The following is a 20,347-nucleotide window of genomic DNA, read 5'->3' on the forward strand; positions in this document are numbered from 1 at the left end:
ATCCTGAACATTAATAACGAAACAATCTGCTTACTCTTCTGTTGTATCCCTATAAGTGCTCTATAACGCAAGTTTTAAAGCCATCCTTCGCCGGATGGCCCCACTTTCGATTTTTCTACGGATTATTTTTTCTTCACAGGTATCCATATTTCCCCGGTTTCATTTCCGTGCCGCGCCATGCCATAATACATTTCGAAGCTTGGTCCCTCAACTTGTTCGTATTCGGATGTTGGAAACCACTCGGAATAGATACGTTCCCATATCTTCTGCATATCACACTTCGGCTCAGGGAATACCGCCCACGTTGAGGCCGGGATAGAGAGGGTCGTAAATCTATCCGGTACTTCAAGTCCCTTCGGTAAATAATAACAAACCATGTACTTGAAGGATTCTTTAGTATGGTCATACAGAGCGGCGTGTAAATTGTTGTCTCCAAAACGTCCTAGTACGCCGTTCATAAGATCAACGCTGCCATCATCATCACATTTTTTGCGGAATGGAGGAACCTCGGCGAATGCTGTTTGCTGTTCCGAATGGATTAGGCCATAGACTCCGAACATTTCAAAAGAACCTCGCTCTTCAATTCTGTAATTCATCTCGACATCTCCTCTTATTGAGATATGGAAGGACATCCGAGGATAGGCCTTGAGCGCAACTCCTGTATCACGTGCGGCTATCGGAACAATCCCATGGAGATTCTTGAACGCCCGTGCAAACGCCTCCGGCGATTCGTATCCATATCTCATAGCCACATCAATGACCTTCGCATCGGTTGTCTGCAGCTCGAAGGCTGCTAATGTCAACCGGCGACGGCGGATGTACTCCGATAACGTTACTCCAGTAATGAACGGAAACATCCGTTGAAAATGATAAGTAGAACAACAGGCGAACTGCGCTATTCGATCATAGGAGATATCATCAGCTAGATTAGATTCAATATAATCCATGGCGTTGTTCATCCTGCCCAACCAATCCATCGAAAATCCCTCCCTTCGAGATCAATCTTAACGCCGATTAGATAAGACTGCCGTGCATTTCCTGCACGGAAAAGTCAGTTTGTTCTTAAAACTTGCCGTTACCTATGATAAAGCTCTCCGCACTGTCTGTAACGTCTAGTTTTAAGGCCACCCTATACGGATGGCCTAATCTTTTCTCGCTTTGTTCAACGAGTTACATATTGACTTACCTTATCTCTATAAAATATCCTGCAGCTTCAATATGCTCCTCATATTCCTTGTATATCTCCCCTATGCTTTGAGGAGGTGGGCCTAATCTTCTCGCAAGTGACTTTTTCAGATCGGACCAACTTAATTTACTATAAAAGTAATCAAAACTATACATATCAGACAAATATATAGCTTCCTTGCTTTTGAAATACTCCATTGCTTCAAGGCATATTTCCCTCGTGATTTCTGTCGTTGGCGGAAAAGTTAAAAAATCAATCCACCCCCGATTAATTCTAATAAACCCCATGTTATTTTGATTAAACTTATAAACCAGTGAACCATATCTTATTTCAATAGTGTCTTCAAAACTGGTTGTTATTTGACTTATCTGATTCTCCAATGTGTTAATTGTTACGGCCCCAGGAAAAAAGTCTTTATTGACAAGCTTGTCCCTAAATGAGTCTAAATCGAGATTAATATTAACTTGAAACAAAATGGTACATATATCGCCCATAGTCTACCCCTCCCCCCGAAGCATACACACATATATAATACATACTTTACCCCCAAGGGAGATCCAAAAATTCGCTCCACTCTACTTGTGGTACGGTTCTCCCCTATTAATCTTCACCGCGCGGTACACCTGCTCGAGCAGCACCAGGCGCATCAGCTGGTGCGGGAGCGTCATGCGCCCGAAGCTGAGCTTCTGCTGGGCGCGCGCCAACACAGCGGGAGCGAGGCCCGTGCTCCCGCCAATGACAAAAGCCACGTGGCTCCGCCCATACGTGGCTAACTTATCAAGCTGTGCAGCGAGATCCTCGCTCGACCACAGCTCACCATCAAGGGCAAGCGCGACCACGTGCGCGTCCGGCTTCAGCTGCGCTAGAAGCCGCTCGCCCTCTCGCTCGCGCACTTGCACTTCCTCCGCCGGACTCATCGTCTCCGGCGCTCGTTCATCGGGCACCTCCGTGAGCGTCAGCTTCACGTAGGGCCCGAGCCGCTTGGCATACTCTGCGATGCCAAGCGTTAAGTACTTCTCCTTCAGCTTCCCGACCGCGGCGATCTGAATGTGCATCCTACACCACCAAGAACGTCGCGTGGTCGTCGCACAGCTCACACTTCACCGGAGGATCCCAGTCCGCGAACTTGGTCTCCTTCAGGTCCACAATATCCGGCGCATCCTCGAAGTCGTCCACGAACTTATCAATTGCCAATTCCACATGTTCCTTGCATACACAATACATAGATCTGCCCTAACCCTCTTCTGTGTCTTAATATAGTTATTCCTATCCTTCCGCACCAGCTGACCGCCCATACATCAAAGCCCTGCGAAAAGCACACTTATTCTACAGCGGAACGCGGTCTATTACTAGCCCCGGCCCATAACTCTACTTCTCCTCTTCCTTCTCCGCCAGCTTCAGAGTCACCGTCTGCTCCTTGCCGCCGCGGAAGTAGGTCACTTCCAGCTCGTCGCCAATCTTCTTGTTGGCGTAGATGTACTGGCGCAGCTCCAGGGTACTGCCGATGCTCTTGCCATCGAGCTTCACGATCACATCGTTGAACTCGAGGCCCGCCTTCTTCGCCGGTCCGGACGCTTCCAGCACGATTACTCCGTCGAACACCTCATCCGGCAGCTTCAGCTCGGATGCATCCCTATTCGACCCCTCATCGCCCTCAGCGCCATCATCCTTGCCGTCCCCATCCTTATCCTGCTCTCCGCCATCTCCCTCGACGTCCGATCCCGCTTCAGCACCCTCAGACCCCTCCAGCATCCCCTGCTGAGCCCAGTACTGCTCCAGATCCAATGTGTACACGCCGATGTAAGGACGAGGCACCTTGCCATGCTCAACTAAGCTATTAACGATCGGCTGAGCATTCGCCATCGGGATGGCGAAGCCGATGCCCTCTACGCCGAGGTCGGCGACCTTCATCGAGTTGATGCCGACTACTCGGCCGTTCATATCGATGAGCGGTCCACCGCTATTGCCGTTGTTAATCGAGGCATCAATCTGGATGACCTCCTGCTCCCAGTCGTAGACGCCGTCCTGGTTCAGCGACACCGGGACGATCTGGCGCGTCTTGCTGACGATGCCCATCGTGAGCGAGTCGCCCAGCCCGAGCGGATTGCCGATCGCCATGACGAACTCGCCGGCGCGAAGCTTCTGGGAGTCGCCGATCTCGGCTACGACATCGATGCCAGCCGCATCAATCTCCAGCACGGCCAGATCGGTGATCTGGTCCTTGCCGACGACCTTAGCTTCCCGCTTCTCACCGTTCATCAGCACCGCCTTCACAGCTGCCGCATTCGCAACGACATGATAGTTCGTAATGATGAGTGCCTTGCCGCCGCTCTTCTTGTAGATGACGCCTGAACCGACGCCCGCTTCCTCCAGGGTTCCCTCTTCAGCACCCTCCGCTGCTTCATCCATGCCAAGCGCCATCGCTTGTTCATTAATGACGCTCACCACCGCTGGCCGCACCTTCGCTGCCGCTTGAATCGTCCGCTCCAGCGGATCTCCCGCCTGCAGAGAGGCTGCCGTCGTCCTCACGCCCCCGCTGCTGCCGATCCCGCCGCTGCCCGTTCCGAAGAATACGCCGAATAACAGCATCGCCGCGATTGCGCTCGTGAACGATGACAGGAAGGCGATGCGCACCGTTGACCAGCCGCCCCTGTTCCTCTTGGAACTGTAGGTTAGGCCGGTTTTCCCCATCGTGCGTGTGCGTCTGGATACTTTGGTGGAATAGAAGTCGTCTCTGAACAAGCTCATTGCCATTCGCTCCTCTCGATGCCCCGGACATCAAGAATTTATTGGTAACTGCGCCGCGCATGCCGCCAGAGGTCAGCGACAGCCGTTAACGCTAGTTGTAGATTGGAATAATTTTCTGCGGTTCTAGGAATGTTTTCGGAAGATTAGACTAGAATAATAATAGAGTTACTAGTGGAAGGAGCGAATTATTTCCTATGATCAAGTCCAAGTCCCCCTCATCCTGGGAGCACGTACAGCTGGCAGCGAAGCTCGCTGACCTGAAGGATGACCACTATCATACTATACTAACGCTCGGCGCGATGCTAGAGTTGCTGGTAGAGAAGGGAATTCTCTCGAAGGAAGAGCTGGCTCTGAAGGCCGAAGCGCTGGACTCCGAGCTGGAATCTACGATCGCTGCCTGGCGCAAGCCCGCTGCCTCTGAACATCGCCCCCTCTAAGAGCTCTTCTTGTGTACCTCATCCCATTCGGTAGGCCGGTCGTGATACGTCTCCCTAAGCGGGAAGTCCTCTTGCTTGTAAAATATTCCGTTGTTCTCCAAAACAGAACGAACCGTCAGCTTGGCCAGGTCCATCTGATTGTGATCCAGGCTCAGATGAGCCAGATATACTCTCTTGGTCCGATCCGTCATCAGCTCGCAGAGCGCTTCGCCCGCCGCTACATTGGATAAGTGCCCGATGTCGCTCAGGATCCGCCGCTTAATATTCCAAGGATAACGGCCCATGCGCAGCATCTCCGTATCATGGTTCGACTCCAGCACGAGCACATCGGAATCGATGATCTGCCGCTTCACCTTGTCGCTCACATATCCAAGGTCCGTTGCCAGACTCAGCTTAACGCCTTGATCCGTGAACGTGTAGCCGACAGGCTCTGCCGCATCATGCGAGATCGCGTAGGACTGCACCTGCATCGTCCCGAAGTCGATACATTCCCCAGTCTCCATTCGTATGCACTTGTCCGGATCCAGCTTGCCCACATGCCGCTCCATCGCTTCCCATGTGGCCGCATTGGCGTACACCGGCAGCTCGTACTTGCGCGCGAAGGCGCCAAGTCCCTTAATATGATCGGAATGCTCATGCGTGACGAAGAGCGCATCCAGATGATGGCCTGCTACTCCCCGCTCCCGCATCAGCTCCTCTAACTTCTTAGCACTATGCCCCGCGTCCACCAGCACCGTACGTTCTCCATTACGGACAATCGTCGCGTTGCCGGTCGAGCCGCTGGCCAGTACAGTGAATGATAATCCCATGTCTATCGTCCTGTCCTTCCTGCTCCCCGTTATGGCCGCTCTGCCTCCGGTGCATCATTATCCTTCACGACCTTCCCGCTGATCGCGTGCACATAGTAGATATCCCCGCTATCTAATAGTACCCGCCAGGAGGGCGCCGCAAGCTGTGTCTCCGAATCGAAGATCTGCCCATGATAGCCCAGCCGGATATTCGTAATGATCGCACCGTCCGCCAGATGATTCTCGATCAGGTTAGCCGCTACCTTGGAGGCCGGCAGCACCTGCTCTTGCTTCCCCTTCACCGTCCCCGTCAGCTCTGCCGTGTCTTGACTGTACGAGGTAATCTTCTGATTGCTGTAGTACAGCTCCAGCTTCACCTTGAACATTGGCAGCCCCTCGTTCATCCGGTAGAGGACGAATACCTTGTCGCTTCTTACATTGGGGTCATATTCATACTTGGCCAGATCCGGGATCTGTCCGCTTAACGCCTTCAGCATATCCTTCACGGGTGAAAAGATCACCTTACTATCCACCGGCTCCGCCAGCTCATGCTTCACTCTCGCCTCCGGCGGTCCGTCCGCCTTGTACCGGTACGTCACATCCTGCAGCGCAGGCGTCTCCACCGGCAGACTCGCCTTCAGCTGAATCCGCTTCTCCTTCATAATGCTCTGCGTCTCCGGCGGCAGCTCCGCCGTCGTCACGCTCGCATCGAATTGCTCACGAATGTCGAGCCATAGCTGATAGCCCAGCAGCAGGTTCAGCAGCAGGAAGGAGAAGATCAGAATACTCTTCGCTCGTCTCCAATCCATCAGCCCTCACCTCCCGCTAATCCGCCTGCTATGCCATCTACAGAGCCGCTCTCTGCCGGCACTTCCGCTTCCTCTGCTTCCTCCTCGGAGGCTGCCAGTGCTCCTGCATCGAACCCTGTCGGGTAGGCTTCCAGCAGCATATCCTGCGTGCCGTCCTCCAGCCGTACAGCCCATACCGGCACGAACACCATCTTCTTCTCCTCCGTACCGGTGAACCGGGCTTGCAGCGCAGGATACAGCGATTCGACATCCGCCCGGCGGCTGTAATTCGCCAGTGCCTGCCTCAGCAAGTCGCCGCCATGCAGCCAGCGAAGCTCGCGCTTGTCCTCGGCTTGACCGATCGTGATTAGGGATCGGCCATATTCCGTCACAGCACCCTGCTGCAGCACCAGCTTCATATAGCCGTAGTTGAATGTCGATTGCTGCAGGACTGGATATTGATCATAATACTGCTGGAAGATGACGGTCTGTCCCTTCGCGTCCGCACCGGGATAGATGAACCGATGCTTGCCGTCCCAGCCGCCATGGTCGTTAATGAAGTCCACCGACGCATAGACGTTGTCCGTCATCTGATTATCACTATTCTGCGGAGCAGCGGGGTCGGTGTACGAGATCCACTTGCCGTCCTGCTCCACCTGCAAGCCGCGCTTGCCGTCCGTATAGATTCGCGACCCGTTCCGATCCTCAATCGCTCTCGTCGTGCTCGGGTCGAAGAATAGGTTCCGCTGCATCAGCTCCGGCGAGTAGGTCTCATAGGGGACCGTAATCTGCACCGCCTGGACCGGCTTAACCGGGACATAGATGCCGTCTGCTGTCGCATCATACAGCGTCTGGTATTCGCCGAAGCCGACATAATTCTCCACATCTCGAACGGTGAGATCCGCCCGGACCGACTCGAACACCATCTGTCCATCCGCGCTGAAGAAGTACGTCCGTACCTCCTCGCTTCCCTTCTCCTTGTAGATCCAGATGCGGTCAATCACTTCATTCAGGAACAGCAGATCGCCGTCGAGCTTCATCGCCTGCGTCTTGCGGAGCAGATCGACCGGAACCCCGCTTCCGAAGCGCAGCTCGATGCCAACATGCTCATCCCGCACCAACTGCCAATTCAGCACATTGGACGGCCGGCGCTGGAATCCCTTGAACTCCCGCCCCTGAATCATACGGTAGATCTGGTTGTAGAACGTCGATTCCGGGCGAAGCACCGAATGTCGCTTGTTGCCGAAGTGCAGAATCAGCTCCTCGGGGAAAACAACGCTATCCACATCCTCCGCCGGCCCTAGCGGCTCGGTGTTGACATAATCCTGCTCCACTCGCACCGTTGCGCCTAGCCCTGGCATGCTGTATGCGAGCAGGTAGCTCTGTACGAGGCTTAACGCGACGAGCAGAATGAGCGCAATCGTCTTCAATCTCTCCATTAGGCAAGCACCGCCTCTTCATGGAGCAGCGGCAAGGTGAAGGTGACCGTCGTTCCTTCGTTGTACTCGGACTCCAGAGCGATCGTTCCTCCGTGTGCCTTGACGATTTCCCGGGCAATAGAGAGGCCTAGTCCCGTACCTCCCATATTCCGTGATCTGGCCTTGTCCACCCGATAGAATCGGTCGAAGATTCGCCCCAGATCCTTGTTCGGAATGCCTATGCCCGTATCCTTCACACTGATCGCCATCACTTCGTCATTCTGCTTGCGCGCCGACACTTCAATCTGTCCTCCATCGAGCGTGTACTTGATCGCATTGGAGAACAGATTGTCCAGCACCTGGTCAATCTGATCGCGATCGAGCCAAGCTGTCGTTAGTCCTCGCTCGACACGCACATGGGCGCGTATCGCCTTCTGCCTGAGCTGGAAGGAGAACCGGTCTGCGACCTCATCGAGCATCTCATGAATATTCGTCTCTCTGCGTCTGAGCGGCGCTTGATTGGAGTCCAGCCTCGACAGATGGAGCAGATCGGTGACGAGACGAATCATCCGCTCCGTCTCATTCCGAATGACCCCAACGAATCGCTCGGACAGCTCCTTCTCCTCCAGCGCGCCGTCATCGAGCGCCTCTGCATAGCTCTTGATCGTCGTCAGAGGAGTGCGCAGCTCATGGGAGACGTTCGCCACGAATTGGCGGCGGGACTGCTCGAGCTTCTCCTGCTCGGTAATGTCCTGCAGGACGGCAATCGTACCGGTCAGCCCCTTGTCCCGGCGGCGAATCGAGCGGAAGTTCACCCGCATAATCGTCTCTTCATCCTCTAAGTCCTCTTCGTTGTCTCTAGCTACGATGAGCGTCTGTTCCCCTCCCTGCAGCAGCTCCTCGGTCTCAGCCTTGGGCAGGCCCAGCAGCTCGCCGATGTCGCAGCCTTCGCAGCTCTTCCGGTTCAACAGCTCCAGCGCGCGGCGGTTCCAGACGATGACGCGGCCATTCTCATCCGCCGCCACCACACCATCGCTCATATTCGAGAGGACGGAGAGCAGCTTCTCATTCTCCTCTTCGTTGACCGACAAGGCTTCCTTCAGCCGAATCGTCATGTCGTTGAAGGCATAGCTGAGCCTGCCGATCTCATCATCGCCCAGCACCGGCACCTTCAGATCGAATCTCCCATCTGCCATGGCAGCAGCATGTCTGGTCAGTCCCTTAATTGGGCTTGTAATGGTATGGGCGAGTATAATGCCGAGCGCACCCGTCAGCCCCAGGGCAATGAGCGTACCGGAGATGAAGATCCGGTTCACCTGATCCACCGTCTGATAGAGGTCCTTCATCGACGCGACGACGTACACCGCCCCGACGACCTTGCCGCCGGAGGTGAGGGCTGGTTCGGCTATCACTTTTTTGCGAAGGCCATCCTCGTCTATAATCTCTTCCTCATTGTTCCGTATATTATGAAGCGCGCGGGTGACCGCTAGAGACGTATTCTTCTGCCCGATGTAGGACTGATGCGCTTGCAGGGACGTGGCCAGCAGCTTGCCGTTCAGATCGAGCACCTGCACCTCCGCGCCGCTGATGGAGAACAGGTTCTGCACGAACAGCCCGAGCTCCTCTCGCATCTTGTCCCCGTTCTCCGTCCCCTGGCTGCTGTCAGACAGCTTCTGCGCAGCGAACTTCGATAGGATCCCCGTCTGATCTCGTAGATTCTGCGTGAAGTTGTCCGTCAGCGACGCCTTCACCGTGGAGATGAAGTAGACGCCGATGAGCTGCATCGCCACGAGGATGAGCAGCAGATAGATGATGACGAGCTTCACCTGGATGGTGCGGAAGAACCGTCTGCCGATCATCCGTACCCGAAGCCTCCCGACTTCGGATTGCGCATCATGTAGCCGAGGCCGCGCCTCGTCAGTATATATTCCGGACGGCTCGGGTCATCCTCAATCTTCTCCCGCAGCCTGCGAATCGTCACATCGACCGTCCGCACGTCGCCGAAGTATTCGAAGCCCCACACTGCCTGCAGCAGATGCTCCCGAGTCATCACCTTACCGCTGTTGCGCGCCATATAGTGAACGAGCTCATACTCCCGGTGCGTCAGATCGAGCGGCACGCCATCCTTATTGACCACGTACATATCCGTATCGATAAAAAGGTTAAAGATCTGCAAGCCCTGCTTCTCATCCCCCGCATCGCCTGCATGATCTGCGCTTCCGGCTGCGGAATCCGCCTTCTGCTGGCGGCGCAGATGCGCCTTCACCCGCGCCAGCAGCTCGCGCGTCGAGAAGGGCTTCGTCACATAGTCGTCTGCGCCCAGCTCCAGGCCAAGCACCTTGTCGATCTCGGTGTCCTTCGCCGTCAGCATAATGATCGGCATGTGCAGCTTCGCTCGTACCTCGCGGCATACATCCATGCCGTCCTTGACCGGCAGCATGAGATCGAGCAGCATCAGATCCGGCTGCTCCTCGAAGGCGAGGCGTACGGCCTCGCCGCCGTCAAAGGCGCAGATAACCTGGTACCCTTCCTTCTCCAGGTTGAACTTCAGTATATCGGCAATCGGCTGTTCGTCGTCGACCACTAGAATTTTACCGTGCATCGTAACACCGCCTGTTCGCTTGTCCTATTTTCGTTGCTATTATTTTACCATAGGCTGTCGTATAGTTCACAATGAAAGTTCCACCAACCTTGAGGCCGTCTGAGCAGGAATGTAAGAGGGGGCATCGCTCCAGCCTTGGCTGTGTGGCGATGCCCCCTCGTATAGGAATCTATAGATAAGACAATGGGTTCTTCAGTACACCATTCTTGTAGATCTCGAAGTGCAGATGAACGCCAGTCGAGTGCCCTGTGCTGCCCATCACGCCAATCTTCGCACCCTTGCCGACCGTTGCTCCGCGCTTCACATTAATCGAGCTCATATGTCCGTACAAGGTCTTGAAGCCGTTCTTGTGATTAATAATAACAGTCATGCCGTACCCATTCTTCTTGCCTGCGAACTCGACTACTCCGTTGTCCGCGGCTAGAATGCTGCGGCTGCCTGTCAGGTCAATCCCCTTGTGCAGCTTGCCCCACCGCTGGCCGAACTTGGAGGAGATTCTTCCGCCGGCTACCGGCATCGCGAATCGACCGCTGCCCTCGCCTAGAATCACCTTCGTTCCCTTCAGGATGATGGTAGGGATCGCTTCCTTGACGACCTTCGTAGATACTAAGTCTTCGCTCATCTCATAACCGTTCTGCTTCACCACGCGGTATGTAAGATGCTTCTCGCCGTCTACGCCTTCCTGAATCGTCTTGGACTCACCAAGCTTCATCGCGGCATTCTTGCGAATCTCCTGCGGAGCTTCAATCGTCACGCTCTCCGTCACATTCTCTACCGTCTTCACCGTCACCTCAGGCTGCAGCACCGTCAGGTCCAGCACATCGCCGGCCTTAATCTGGTCGTCCACAATCCAAGGGTTGTTCTCGTAGATCACTTGAGGAGAGATATTGAACTTCTGTGCGATGCATCCGATGCAATCGCCTTCCTGTATCGTGTACTTCGTTGGCTTCACGCTGCCTTGAATGAGGAGCTTGTACACTTCTTCGGCATCCTTGATCTTCGCCGGATCAATCTCAGCTTCCCCCATCTGCACCTTCTCGACGAACGCGACCTCCGTCATCTGACGACCGGGCTTCGTTGCCTCGGGCGGGGCTGCCTTCTTCTGCTCTGGCTTGACCTTGCTTGCGCCAGTGCTGTAGGACATCGTCCGCACCTGCTGAGCCAGCTGCTTCGTCTTCGCCAGCGATGGCGCGAACTTCGTCTGTACGCGTGCCAACACCGCATCTGCGGTCGCTTGGTCCTTCACGACGCCGACGACCTTGCCGTTCACCTTCACTTCTACGCCGATCGCATGCGATTCGACTAATTCCGACAGCTGGGTGAGCGTCGCTTCTGTAGCTGGTACGGCTTTGTACCCACTCTTCGGCTCGAAGGTGATGTCGCCTGGTTCGACGACCATCTGCAATCCAGCGTTCGCTTCCTTCACCTGATCGGTCTTCTGTGCGAGCATCTGCTCCACATCTTCCGGCTTGCTTACGGTACCTATGGCAGATCCATTCCTATATACCTGGTAATAATCAACTGTGTTCGCTTGTACGTATTGGAATCCGCCAATTCCCGTTGCTGCTAGGATCACCAGCGCTCCTCCTGCGATGACAGCCTTCTTGCTCCGCCAGATTGGCGTGGCAGCGGCTGGCTCTGAGTGCTGCTGGGTCGTGCCCTTCAAGTCTTGCGATCGGTTACCACGGAAGTATTGGACGGTACCGTCCCATGCCTTCCGAATCCGACCATTACTCCTGAAAACGGTCATGATCGTCTCCTTCTCAACTATGAACTTCTAGTAGATATAGTGCTAGAGTTGCTGCTCCTGTGGAAGCAGAAAAAAGACGAATAATCCCGGTTAGGGGGATTACTCGTCTACTACTGTAACACAGCCTTTCTGAGAGGGGCAACCTTATCGGCCTTTGCAAACGATTAATATTTCTTCAGAATGTCCATCATCTGCTCGTATTCTTCCTTGTTCAAGTGCTGTGCCATGATCTGCTGAACGTTCGTCAATTCGTCCTTCGTCAGCCCATTCTCGGCATAGGTGGAGATGCTCTGCCACGCTTCCTGCGGCAGCTTCGTCATGAGCAAGGCGAACAGCCGGTCCTTGTCCTCGCTGGACATCTCGTTCTTCACATCATTCAGGTCCTCGGCCGACACCGCGGTCTCCGTGTCCTTCGGATCCGTGCCGGAAGTCCCGGCGCTCTCTCCATTCGGAGTCGGTGACGAGCTCGGAGTCGCGCCGCTGTTCGCCTTCGGCCCCGAGCCTCCGCCGATGCCGGTCAGCGGATCCTGCTCCTCATCCTGGAAGGCGTCAATCGCAACCGGTGGCGTATCTCCGTCTCCGGACGCTGTGCCGTGATCGTCGGTATCTGCGCCGTCTCCCGTTCCGTTAGCTGATGCATCTCCGTCATCTGTTGATGCGTCTCCGTCGCCCGCTGCTCCGCTTGCTGTTCCGTCATCTGCGGAATCTTCACCGTCGTTGCCCGCCGTTCCACCATCTGTCGACCCACTACTGCCATCGTTCGCCGTCCCGCCAACTGCGGACTCTCCACCTCCATTGCCCGCCGTTCCACCTACTGCACCCTCATCGCCGCCGACCTTATCATCTGCACCGCTGGCATGTTCATTCCCACCTGCGCCCCATAGATTTCCCCATACGCCTGACAGGGCGAATGGCTTCGTTTCCAGCGGCACGTTGAACTGCTTCAGCAGCGTCTCAACGTAGCTGTTCACAATATACCCTGTCGTCCAGATCGACAGGAAGCTTATCATTAACCCGGCTGCCACAATTTTGGCGAGCCATCCGGCCATTTTCCACATGATATCGTTCACTCCTTCCAGCGCTGCGCTCACCTGCAAGGTTGCAGGAAGCACTTACCATAATCTGCTACTACCATTATGGTCAACTGTAGGATGAACCATTCCCTAGCATAGGTTAAGAATTGCTAGCCGGCACTTGCCAGCACTGATGAGCACTTGCCATTGTTGGACACTTGCGGTTGCTGAACTCTTGCGGTCACTTAAGACTGCTCAGCGGTCTTAACCACCTCTTCATGCTCATCATCTGCCCAGTTAAGACCAATTACAGGTCTTAAGTTGCTTAGAGACCTCACATCAGGGTAGCTACTGGACACTTAAGACCGCTCATCGGTCTTAACTCTACCTTCATACTCGCAATTATCCTACTTAAGACTGCCCAGCAGTCTTAAGTTGCTAACCAGCCCTGCTCTGCCCTTACAACTTGCTCGAACTTACCTGCTGCAACTGGTGTCAGGACCCTTACAGCTGCCAATCTGGGTTACTTCGCGTGCTCCAAGGGGCGTCAGGACCCTTACAGCTACCAATCTGGGTTACTTCGCTTGCTCCAAGGGTCATCAGGACCCTTACAGCTGCCAATCTAGGTTACTTCGCATGCTCCAAGGGTCGTCAGGATCCTTACAGCTGCCAATCTGGGTTACTTCGCTTGCTCCAAGGGTCGTCTGGACCCTTACAGCTGCCAATCTGGGTTACTTCTCGTGCTCCTAGGGTCGTCAGGACCCTTACAGCTGCCAATCCAGGTTAACTCCCGTGCTCCAAGGGTCGTCAGGACCCTTACAGCTATCAATCTGGGTTAACTCCCGTGCTCCAAGGGTCGTCAGGACCCTCCCTTACAGCTGCCAATCTAGGTTACTTCCCATGCTCCAAGGGTCGTCAGGACCCTTACAGCTGCCAATCTAGGTTACTTCACGTGCTCCAAGGGTCGTCAGGACCCTTACAGCTGCCAATCCAGGTTAACTCCCATGCTCCAAGGGTCATCAGGACCCTTACAGCTGCCAATCTAGGTTACTTCACGTGCTCCAAGGGTCGTCTGGACCCTTACAGCTATCAATCTGGGTTACTTCGCTTGCTCCAAGGGTCGTCTGGACCCTTACAGCTGCCAATCTGGGTTACTTCTCATGCTCAAAGGGTCGTCAGGACCCTTACAGCTACCAATCCAGGTTACTTAAGATACTCTACAGCGCACCAGTTCCACCTATCCCCGACTTCTACGCACGGAAAAAAGAGCAGCGCCACCGGCGCTGCCCTAAAACCACTATTCTGCTCTTGTTCCGTTCTATTCGTAAATCGGACGAACCGGGTTCGTCTGCTCACGGTTGCGGCCGACGGAGAAGATCGCGATCGGAATGCCTGTCAGCTCGGATACACGCTCCAAGTACTTGCGAGTGTTCACTGGCAGATCGTCCAGCGTCTTCGCGCTTGTGATGTCCTCATCCCAGCCAGGAAGCTCCTCGTACACCGCTTCGCACTCGGACAGTATCTTCAGCGATGCCGGGTAATGCTCAATCAGCTCACCGCGATACTTGTAGGCGGTGCAGATCTTCACGGTCTCAAGCCCGCTCATTACATCGAGCGAGTTCAGGGACAAGCCCGTGATGCCGCTCACGCGGCGGGCGTGGCGGACGACCACGCTGTCGAACCAGCCTACGCGGCGCGGACGACCGGTTACCGTGCCGTACTCGTGGCCCTTGTCACGAATCAGATCGCCGATGGCATTGATCTGCTCCGTAGGGAATGGACCATCGCCTACGCGGGTCGTGTAAGCCTTCGCTACTCCGATTACCTGTTGAATCTTCGAAGGGCCTACGCCCGAGCCGATGCATACGCCGCCCGCGGACGGATTGGACGATGTGACGTACGGGTAAGTACCTTGGTCAATATCGAGCATGACGCCTTGCGCGCCTTCGAACAGCACTTTTTTGCCAGAGTCAATCGCATCATTCAGAATAACGGACGTGTCCGTCACGTATGGACGAAGCACCTCAGCATACTCTAAGTACTCACGGATAATCGTGTCCGCATCAAGCGTCTCGCCGCTGTACACCTGCTGAATCACTTGGTTCTTGTCGGCTACGAGAGCGCGAACGCGAAGCTCGAACTCCTCAGCATCCATCAGATCTGCGATCCGAACGCCGTTACGAGCCGCCTTGTCCATGTAGCAAGGACCGATACCCTTACGAGTTGTACCGATCTTGTTGTCGCCCTTACGCTCTTCCTCCAGACCGTCCAGCACCAGGTGATACGGCATGATGACATGCGCGCGGTCACTGATCTTCAGGTTGGCGGTTGAGAAGCCATTGTCATGAATATAGTTAATTTCCTCAATCAGCGCTTGCGGGTTAATAACCATCCCGTTGCCGATGATGCAGGATTTATCATTATTGAAGATACCCGATGGAATCATAGTCAGCTTATACTTCTTATTGCCGATGAGAATGGTGTGTCCGGCATTGTTACCTCCTTGGTAACGAGCGACGACGTCGGCACCCTCTGCCAGGTAGTCCGTAATCTTGCCTTTTCCTTCGTCTCCCCACTGTGTACCGACAACAACAACCGTAGACATAATCATACCCCCGTCCGGTGTATAGAAGACACCGAAAATTACCGCTTACAAGCCCTAGTCTGTTCACCGCCCATTGCTAGGGCACAGCACTAAAGTCAAAAAGCAGCATTATTAGTGTAGCAGTCCTCTTGCGAGAAGTCAATTCTAAAAGCGAACAATTGCATGGCTGCCCATGCAATTGTTCGGAATTTATGAGGCCTGAGACGGTTCTTCGTGTGATCTGTCTAGGCTTACGAATTTATTGTAGTTTTTCAAGAAGACGAGCTCTACCGTTCCAACCGGACCATTACGCTGCTTAGCGATAATAATCTCGATGATATTCTTCTTCTCGGATTCCTTGTCGTAGTAATCATCCCGATAGAGGAAGGCTACGATGTCAGCATCTTGCTCGATCGATCCCGATTCCCGAAGGTCTGACATCATCGGACGCTTGTCCTGACGCTGCTCGACACCCCGGCTCAGCTGTGACAGGGCAATGACCGGAACTTCCAGCTCACGGGCAATCTGCTTCAGCGTACGCGAGATCTCGGATACTTCCTGTTGGCGGTTCTCGCCAGCCTTGCCGCGCCCTTGGATGAGCTGCAGGTAGTCGATGAGAATCATGCCAAGTCCGCGTTCCTTCTTCAGCCGGCGGCACTTCGCGCGAATCTCCGCTACCGTAATGCCCGGCGTATCATCAATATAGATCTGCGCTTCCGACAATGAGCCAATCGCCATCGTCAGCTTCTCCCAGTCATCGCCTTCGAGATAACCTGTCCGCATCCGGCCAGCGTCGACATTCGACTCCGCACAGATCATCCGCTGAACGAGCTGGGCCGCGGACATCTCGAGGGAGAAGATCGCGACGGTCTCGCCTGCTCGAACGCCGACATTTTGCGCGATGTTGAGGGCGAAGGCTGTTTTCCCAACGGAAGGTCGTGCGGCTACGATGATCAGGTCATTGCGCTGGAACCCCGAGGTCATCTTGTCCAGATCGGTGAAGCCGGAAGGGATGCCCGTCGAGCCGCCCTTGTTCGTATAGAGCATCTCCACCTTCTCGAACACTTCCATCAGCACATCTCGGATGGAGATGAAGCCGCTGGAGGAGCGCCGGTTGGAGATCTCCATGATGCGCGCTTCCGCGTCGCCGAGCAGGATGCTGACATCCTCGGAGCCGGCATAGCCGTTCGTGACAATCTCGGTTGCCGTTCGAATGAGCCGCCGCATGAGCGACTTCTCTTCGACAATCTGCGCGTAATAATCCACATTGGCCGCTGTCGGGACGGAGTTGGCCAGCTTCGCTAGGTAGCTGACGCCTCCAATCTCTTCAAGCAGCTGCTGATCATTGAGATATGAGGTTAGTGTAACCAGGTCGATAGGCAGATTATTCTCTGCCAGATGAATCATAGCTTCATATATTCTCTGATGGGAGACGCCGTAGAAGTCTTCGCTGCGCAGCCGTTCCATCGCCGTAATGAGCGCTTCTGCTTGAAGCAGGACGGCACCGATAACCGCTTGCTCGGCCTCCATATTCTGCGGCGGGACACGATCGAACATCAGCTCTGTACTCATGGGGGTCCCTCCTTCTTAAGTTGAACTTGATTATATCCGTACAAGTGCATCTATCCATTTAACCACATCACCGTTGCAAAAGCTTCCGCCAATCTTATCCTTCGGCTGTCTGCACGTTCAGCTTCGCCTTCACTTCCGGATGCAGCTTCACTGGCACCTGCGTCACGCCGAGTGTACGAATTGGATCCTCCAGCTCAATCTTGCGCTTGTCGATCTTGATGCCCTTCGCCGCGAGCGCCTCTGCGATCTGCTTGCTGGTGACGGCGCCGAACAACCGTCCGCCTTCCCCGGCCTTCGTCGTGATGACAACCGTCATCTCCTCGAGACGCTTGCCTAGCGCCTGAGCATCTTCCTTCTCCTTCTCCTTGCGCTTCTGCTCGGAGGCATTCTGCACCTCCAGCGTCTTCAGGTTGCCGTCTGAGGCCGGCTTAGCCAGTCCTTGCGGCAGCAGGAAGTTGCGCACATACCCTTCCGATAGATCCTTCACGTCGCCCTTCTTACCTTGTCCCTTAACATCCTTAAGCAATATTACCTTCATTCGAATAACCCCTCTTCCTTATGAATATGATCGAGCACCTTGCGAAGCTTCTCTGCAGCAGAGGCTGTCGTTCCTTCCAGCTGCGCTGCTGCATTCGTCAGATGACCGCCACCGCCCATTCGTTCCATGACCACCTGTACATTCATGTGACCCAGGGAACGAGCGCTAATACCAATTAAGCCATCCTGCCTCTCGCCGATGACGAACGATGCCATAATTCCCGTCATGTTGAGCAGCGTATCGGCAGTCTGGGCAATCATCAGCTGGGAATACTTCTTCCCCGGCTCCGTTACCGCAATCGCAACATGCTCGTAGACCACTTCTGCATGCTTAATAATATCCGCCTTGCGTACGTACTCCGAGATATCCTCCTTCAGCATCCGCTGAATCTTCGTCGAGTCGGCGCCATTCCTTCGGAGGAAGGAGGCCGCCTCGAATGTGCGAGCCCCGGTACGAAGGGAGAAGCTCTTCGTATCTACGGTAATGCCGGCGAGCAGCGAGGTGGACTCATTCACCTCGAGCACGATACGGTCTGCAATATATTGCAGCAGCTCCGTTACCAGCTCACAAGTGGAGGATGCGTACGGCTCCAAGTAGACGAGCAGCGCATTCGCGAGGAACTCCTCGCTGCGCCGGTGATGGTCTATGACCACGATACGCCTTGCCTGTGCCAGCAGCCGCGGCTCCTTCACCATCGAGGCCTTGTGTGTATCCACGACAACGACTAGCGTATCATCATGGATGAGCGTTCCCGCTTGCTCAGGGGAGACGAACCGCTTCATCAGCTTCTCGTCTTCCTTCAGCATATCCATCATTCTCTGGATGGCAGGATTCACTCCCTCCAGTACGACGAAGGCTTCCTTGCCGAATACTTGAGCCGCCTTCATCACCCCGATGGCAGCCCCGATGGCATCCATGTCGGGCATCTTGTGCCCCATGATGACGACATTGCTGCTCTCCTTAATGAGGTCACGCAGCGCATGGGCAACCACGCGGGCTCTCACCCGCGTACGCTTCTCTACTGCGCCGGACTTGCCGCCGTAGAAGGACTGGCGGCTGCCCACCTTAATCGCAGCCTGATCGCCGCCGCGTCCAAGCGCCATATCTAGACTGGTCTGGGTCCATTGACCAAGCTCGATGATGCTCTCTGCGCCTGCAGAGAAGCCGATGCTCAGTGTCACTGGAATCTTCGAGTCACAGGCCAGCTCCCTTACCTCATCCAGGATGAGGAATCGGGACTGCTCCAGTTGTCCAAGCATGTATTGATCCGTAATTAGCAGGAATCGGTCCGAGTTCAGCCGCTTCAGATACAGCTGGAACCGCTGTGCCCATTCCGTAATCTCTGCGGTGACCTTGGAGAGAAGTGCGCTGCGGGCATGATCATCCATCCCTTGGGTCGCTTCATCCAGATTGTCTATCATGACAATGCCCAGTGCCAGCTTCTCATCCTCGTACCGCTTCCCTAGCTCCCAGAGCTCCGTAATATTCCTTACGTATAGAATGCGCTCCTTGGGCTTATTGATGAGCTCATAGACCTCTTCACCCAGATTCGTCTGGATCGGACCGTCCTGCTCCTTCATGCTCTGCAGGACCGGGAATAAGTCCGCAAGCGGCTGCCCTACGGCAGACTCCTGCTCCAGCATCGCTGCAATATAAGGATTGTGCCACTCCACATGGCTCTCTTCGTTATAGATAATAATGCCGAACGGCAGCTCTGAGATGACGTCGTTGCCTGCCTTCTTCACCCGATAGGATAACGTCCCCAGGTAAGACTTCAGGTCCTTCCGGAAGGCCCGCTCCGCCAGCACGGTATAGACGCCAAGGGCACCGGTGAACAGCAGCGCAAGCAGTCCGAGCAGCCATTCATACCAAGCCAGTGCTACGGTCATCGCGATGAGCAGCACGAATGCCCACACCTGATGCATGCCGTGCCAACGTGTAATTAAGAACTTAGGCATATCCGCTTCGCCCCTGTGCTAGGATTTCTTCAATGCTCTGCGTATCGGGAAGATCGCGTCGAACAGCCCAAGCAGGCTGAGCGGCGGGAACAAGAGAACAGGAATAGACATGAGGACAGCAATCGACTTGTTCCAGCCCCGCTCATGCGCGAGGAAGAACATGAATCCGACTGCCTGAACCTGGAAGACGAATCGAATGAGCGGCAGCAGGTTAACTACTGCTGTCGTCATGAACGATTGATCATTCGCCGCGATGAAGTCCAGTACCATAATGATGAGGTAGTACAGCACCATAATGCGCGGTACTCGCCAATCCTTCGCCTCAGGAAGACCCGGCACAGCTACCCCTTGCCTGCGGAGCATCCGTCTGGATACATAGTGAGCAATGACGATGTAGAAGAAGGACATTGCGATCAGCGTCAGCGGGATCGATTGCGTCATGAGACGAATCATCTCTTCCGTGTAGTCCGAGTTCCAGCCGGCCGGAAGGAGCCCCTTCGCCTGCATATCTGCTGAAGTCTCGCGCACGAGATCCCTCATCCCCCTTATTAGGGACAGCTTCAGTACAACCTCCAGGGTGAAGAGGATAGCAAGCAGCTGGGCTAGGAAGGCAATCATAGAGGATGCTAAGATCTTCAAGGCCGGCGCTTGCTTGCGATACAGATGCCCCATCACAAGAGAGGGGATGAGGAAGAATAATCCGATGATGAGCGGTGCTTCTCCGAGTATCAGGTAGGCAATGAGCCATACCGGAAGCACATGCAGCGCGAAGGCCCGCCGAGATAGTGTCGTGTACAGGATGACGTAGGGAACCATCATCAAGGTAACTGTGATGAAGTTAAGGAGCGGTACGACGATGGATAACATAGCTAGGAGCAGGAGCCCGCTCCAGAGTATTGATTTAGGGCCGATCTTCAATCCTTTTCACCTCTTACGACGAATATCTTCCATGTACGATGTACACT

The 20,347-nt window shown here is 54.8% G+C and carries 18 protein-coding genes; 1 reads left to right on the forward strand and 17 read right to left on the reverse strand.

The window, feature by feature from the left end; translation table 11 throughout:
- Window positions 1-122: 122 nt before the first annotated feature.
- The 5 genes from ACFO9Q_RS16015 to ACFO9Q_RS16035 all read right to left on the reverse strand — a co-directional run bounded on the left by ACFO9Q_RS16015 (window position 123) and on the right by ACFO9Q_RS16035 (window position 3,934).
- Window positions 123-977, reverse strand: a complete 855-nt coding sequence (locus ACFO9Q_RS16015) for an AraC family transcriptional regulator (protein ID WP_379183823.1) — start codon at window positions 975-977, stop codon at window positions 123-125.
- 205 nt (window positions 978-1,182) lie between these two features.
- Entirely contained in the window at window positions 1,183-1,680 is a 498-nt protein-coding gene (locus ACFO9Q_RS16020) for a hypothetical protein (RefSeq protein WP_379183825.1), read from the reverse strand.
- An 81-nt stretch (window positions 1,681-1,761) separates the two neighbouring features.
- Window positions 1,762-2,241, reverse strand: a complete 480-nt coding sequence (gene rlmH / locus ACFO9Q_RS16025; RefSeq protein ID WP_379183827.1) for a 23S rRNA (pseudouridine(1915)-N(3))-methyltransferase RlmH — start codon at window positions 2,239-2,241, stop codon at window positions 1,762-1,764.
- A gap of 1 nt (window position 2,242) precedes the next feature.
- On the reverse strand, window positions 2,243-2,410 hold the full coding sequence (locus ACFO9Q_RS16030) for a CxxH/CxxC protein (RefSeq protein ID WP_379183821.1): 168 nt from the start codon (window positions 2,408-2,410) through the stop codon (window positions 2,243-2,245).
- A gap of 144 nt (window positions 2,411-2,554) precedes the next feature.
- Window positions 2,555-3,934 carry a S1C family serine protease gene (locus ACFO9Q_RS16035; protein WP_379183829.1) on the reverse strand — a complete coding sequence of 460 codons (1,380 nt, stop codon included), beginning with the start codon at window positions 3,932-3,934 and terminating at the stop codon, window positions 2,555-2,557.
- 194 nt (window positions 3,935-4,128) lie between these two features.
- Between ACFO9Q_RS16035 and ACFO9Q_RS16040 the strand changes: the two genes are divergently transcribed.
- Window positions 4,129-4,371: a hypothetical protein gene (locus ACFO9Q_RS16040; RefSeq protein WP_379183831.1), complete on the forward strand. Its 243-nt coding sequence runs from the start codon at window positions 4,129-4,131 to the stop codon at window positions 4,369-4,371.
- Here ACFO9Q_RS16040 and ACFO9Q_RS16045 read toward each other — a convergent pair.
- From ACFO9Q_RS16045 to ACFO9Q_RS16100, 12 genes are all read right to left on the reverse strand, one after another.
- Window positions 4,368-5,180 (reverse strand): MBL fold metallo-hydrolase, encoded by an 813-nt coding sequence (locus ACFO9Q_RS16045; protein WP_379183833.1) that lies wholly within the window; start codon window positions 5,178-5,180, stop codon window positions 4,368-4,370. The two genes, ACFO9Q_RS16040 and ACFO9Q_RS16045, sit on opposite strands and share 4 nt — an antisense overlap.
- 29 nt (window positions 5,181-5,209) lie before the next feature.
- Entirely contained in the window at window positions 5,210-5,968 is a 759-nt protein-coding gene (gene yycI / locus ACFO9Q_RS16050; protein ID WP_379183835.1) for a two-component system regulatory protein YycI, read from the reverse strand.
- Entirely contained in the window at window positions 5,968-7,386 is a 1,419-nt protein-coding gene (locus tag ACFO9Q_RS16055; RefSeq protein ID WP_379183837.1) for a YycH family regulatory protein, read from the reverse strand. The genes yycI and ACFO9Q_RS16055 overlap by 1 nt, the downstream gene beginning before the upstream one ends.
- Window positions 7,386-9,224, reverse strand: coding sequence for a cell wall metabolism sensor histidine kinase WalK (walK, locus tag ACFO9Q_RS16060; protein WP_379183839.1), 1,839 nt, complete (start codon window positions 9,222-9,224; stop codon window positions 7,386-7,388). Before walK ends, ACFO9Q_RS16055 begins: the two co-directional genes overlap by 1 nt.
- On the reverse strand, window positions 9,221-9,967 hold the full coding sequence (gene yycF, locus ACFO9Q_RS16065) for a response regulator YycF (protein WP_379183841.1): 747 nt from the start codon (window positions 9,965-9,967) through the stop codon (window positions 9,221-9,223). The genes walK and yycF overlap by 4 nt, the downstream gene beginning before the upstream one ends.
- 169 nt (window positions 9,968-10,136) lie before the next feature.
- Window positions 10,137-11,717, reverse strand: coding sequence for a peptidoglycan DD-metalloendopeptidase family protein (locus tag ACFO9Q_RS16070; RefSeq protein WP_379183843.1), 1,581 nt, complete (start codon window positions 11,715-11,717; stop codon window positions 10,137-10,139).
- A gap of 164 nt (window positions 11,718-11,881) precedes the next feature.
- The gene (locus tag ACFO9Q_RS16075; RefSeq protein WP_379183845.1) at window positions 11,882-12,775 is read right to left on the reverse strand and encodes a hypothetical protein; all 894 of its coding nucleotides are present in this window, start codon (window positions 12,773-12,775) and stop codon (window positions 11,882-11,884) included.
- 1,273 nt (window positions 12,776-14,048) lie between these two features.
- Window positions 14,049-15,335 carry an adenylosuccinate synthase gene (locus ACFO9Q_RS16080; protein ID WP_379183847.1) on the reverse strand — a complete coding sequence of 429 codons (1,287 nt, stop codon included), beginning with the start codon at window positions 15,333-15,335 and terminating at the stop codon, window positions 14,049-14,051.
- Window positions 15,336-15,524: 189 nt separating this feature from the next.
- On the reverse strand, window positions 15,525-16,886 hold the full coding sequence (dnaB, locus tag ACFO9Q_RS16085; protein WP_379183849.1) for a replicative DNA helicase: 1,362 nt from the start codon (window positions 16,884-16,886) through the stop codon (window positions 15,525-15,527).
- A 94-nt stretch (window positions 16,887-16,980) separates the two neighbouring features.
- Window positions 16,981-17,424, reverse strand: coding sequence for a 50S ribosomal protein L9 (gene rplI / locus ACFO9Q_RS16090; protein WP_379183851.1), 444 nt, complete (start codon window positions 17,422-17,424; stop codon window positions 16,981-16,983).
- The gene (locus ACFO9Q_RS16095; protein WP_379183853.1) at window positions 17,421-19,382 is read right to left on the reverse strand and encodes a DHH family phosphoesterase; all 1,962 of its coding nucleotides are present in this window, start codon (window positions 19,380-19,382) and stop codon (window positions 17,421-17,423) included. The genes rplI and ACFO9Q_RS16095 overlap by 4 nt, the downstream gene beginning before the upstream one ends.
- Before the next feature lie 18 nt (window positions 19,383-19,400).
- A complete protein-coding gene (locus ACFO9Q_RS16100) occupies window positions 19,401-20,300 on the reverse strand; it encodes a DUF2232 domain-containing protein (protein ID WP_379183855.1) in 900 nt (299 codons plus the stop codon).
- Window positions 20,301-20,347: the final 47 nt, after the last annotated feature.

The organism is Paenibacillus sp. GCM10023252, assembly GCF_042653305.1.
Taxonomy (GTDB): Bacteria; Bacillota; Bacilli; order Paenibacillales; family Paenibacillaceae; genus Pristimantibacillus.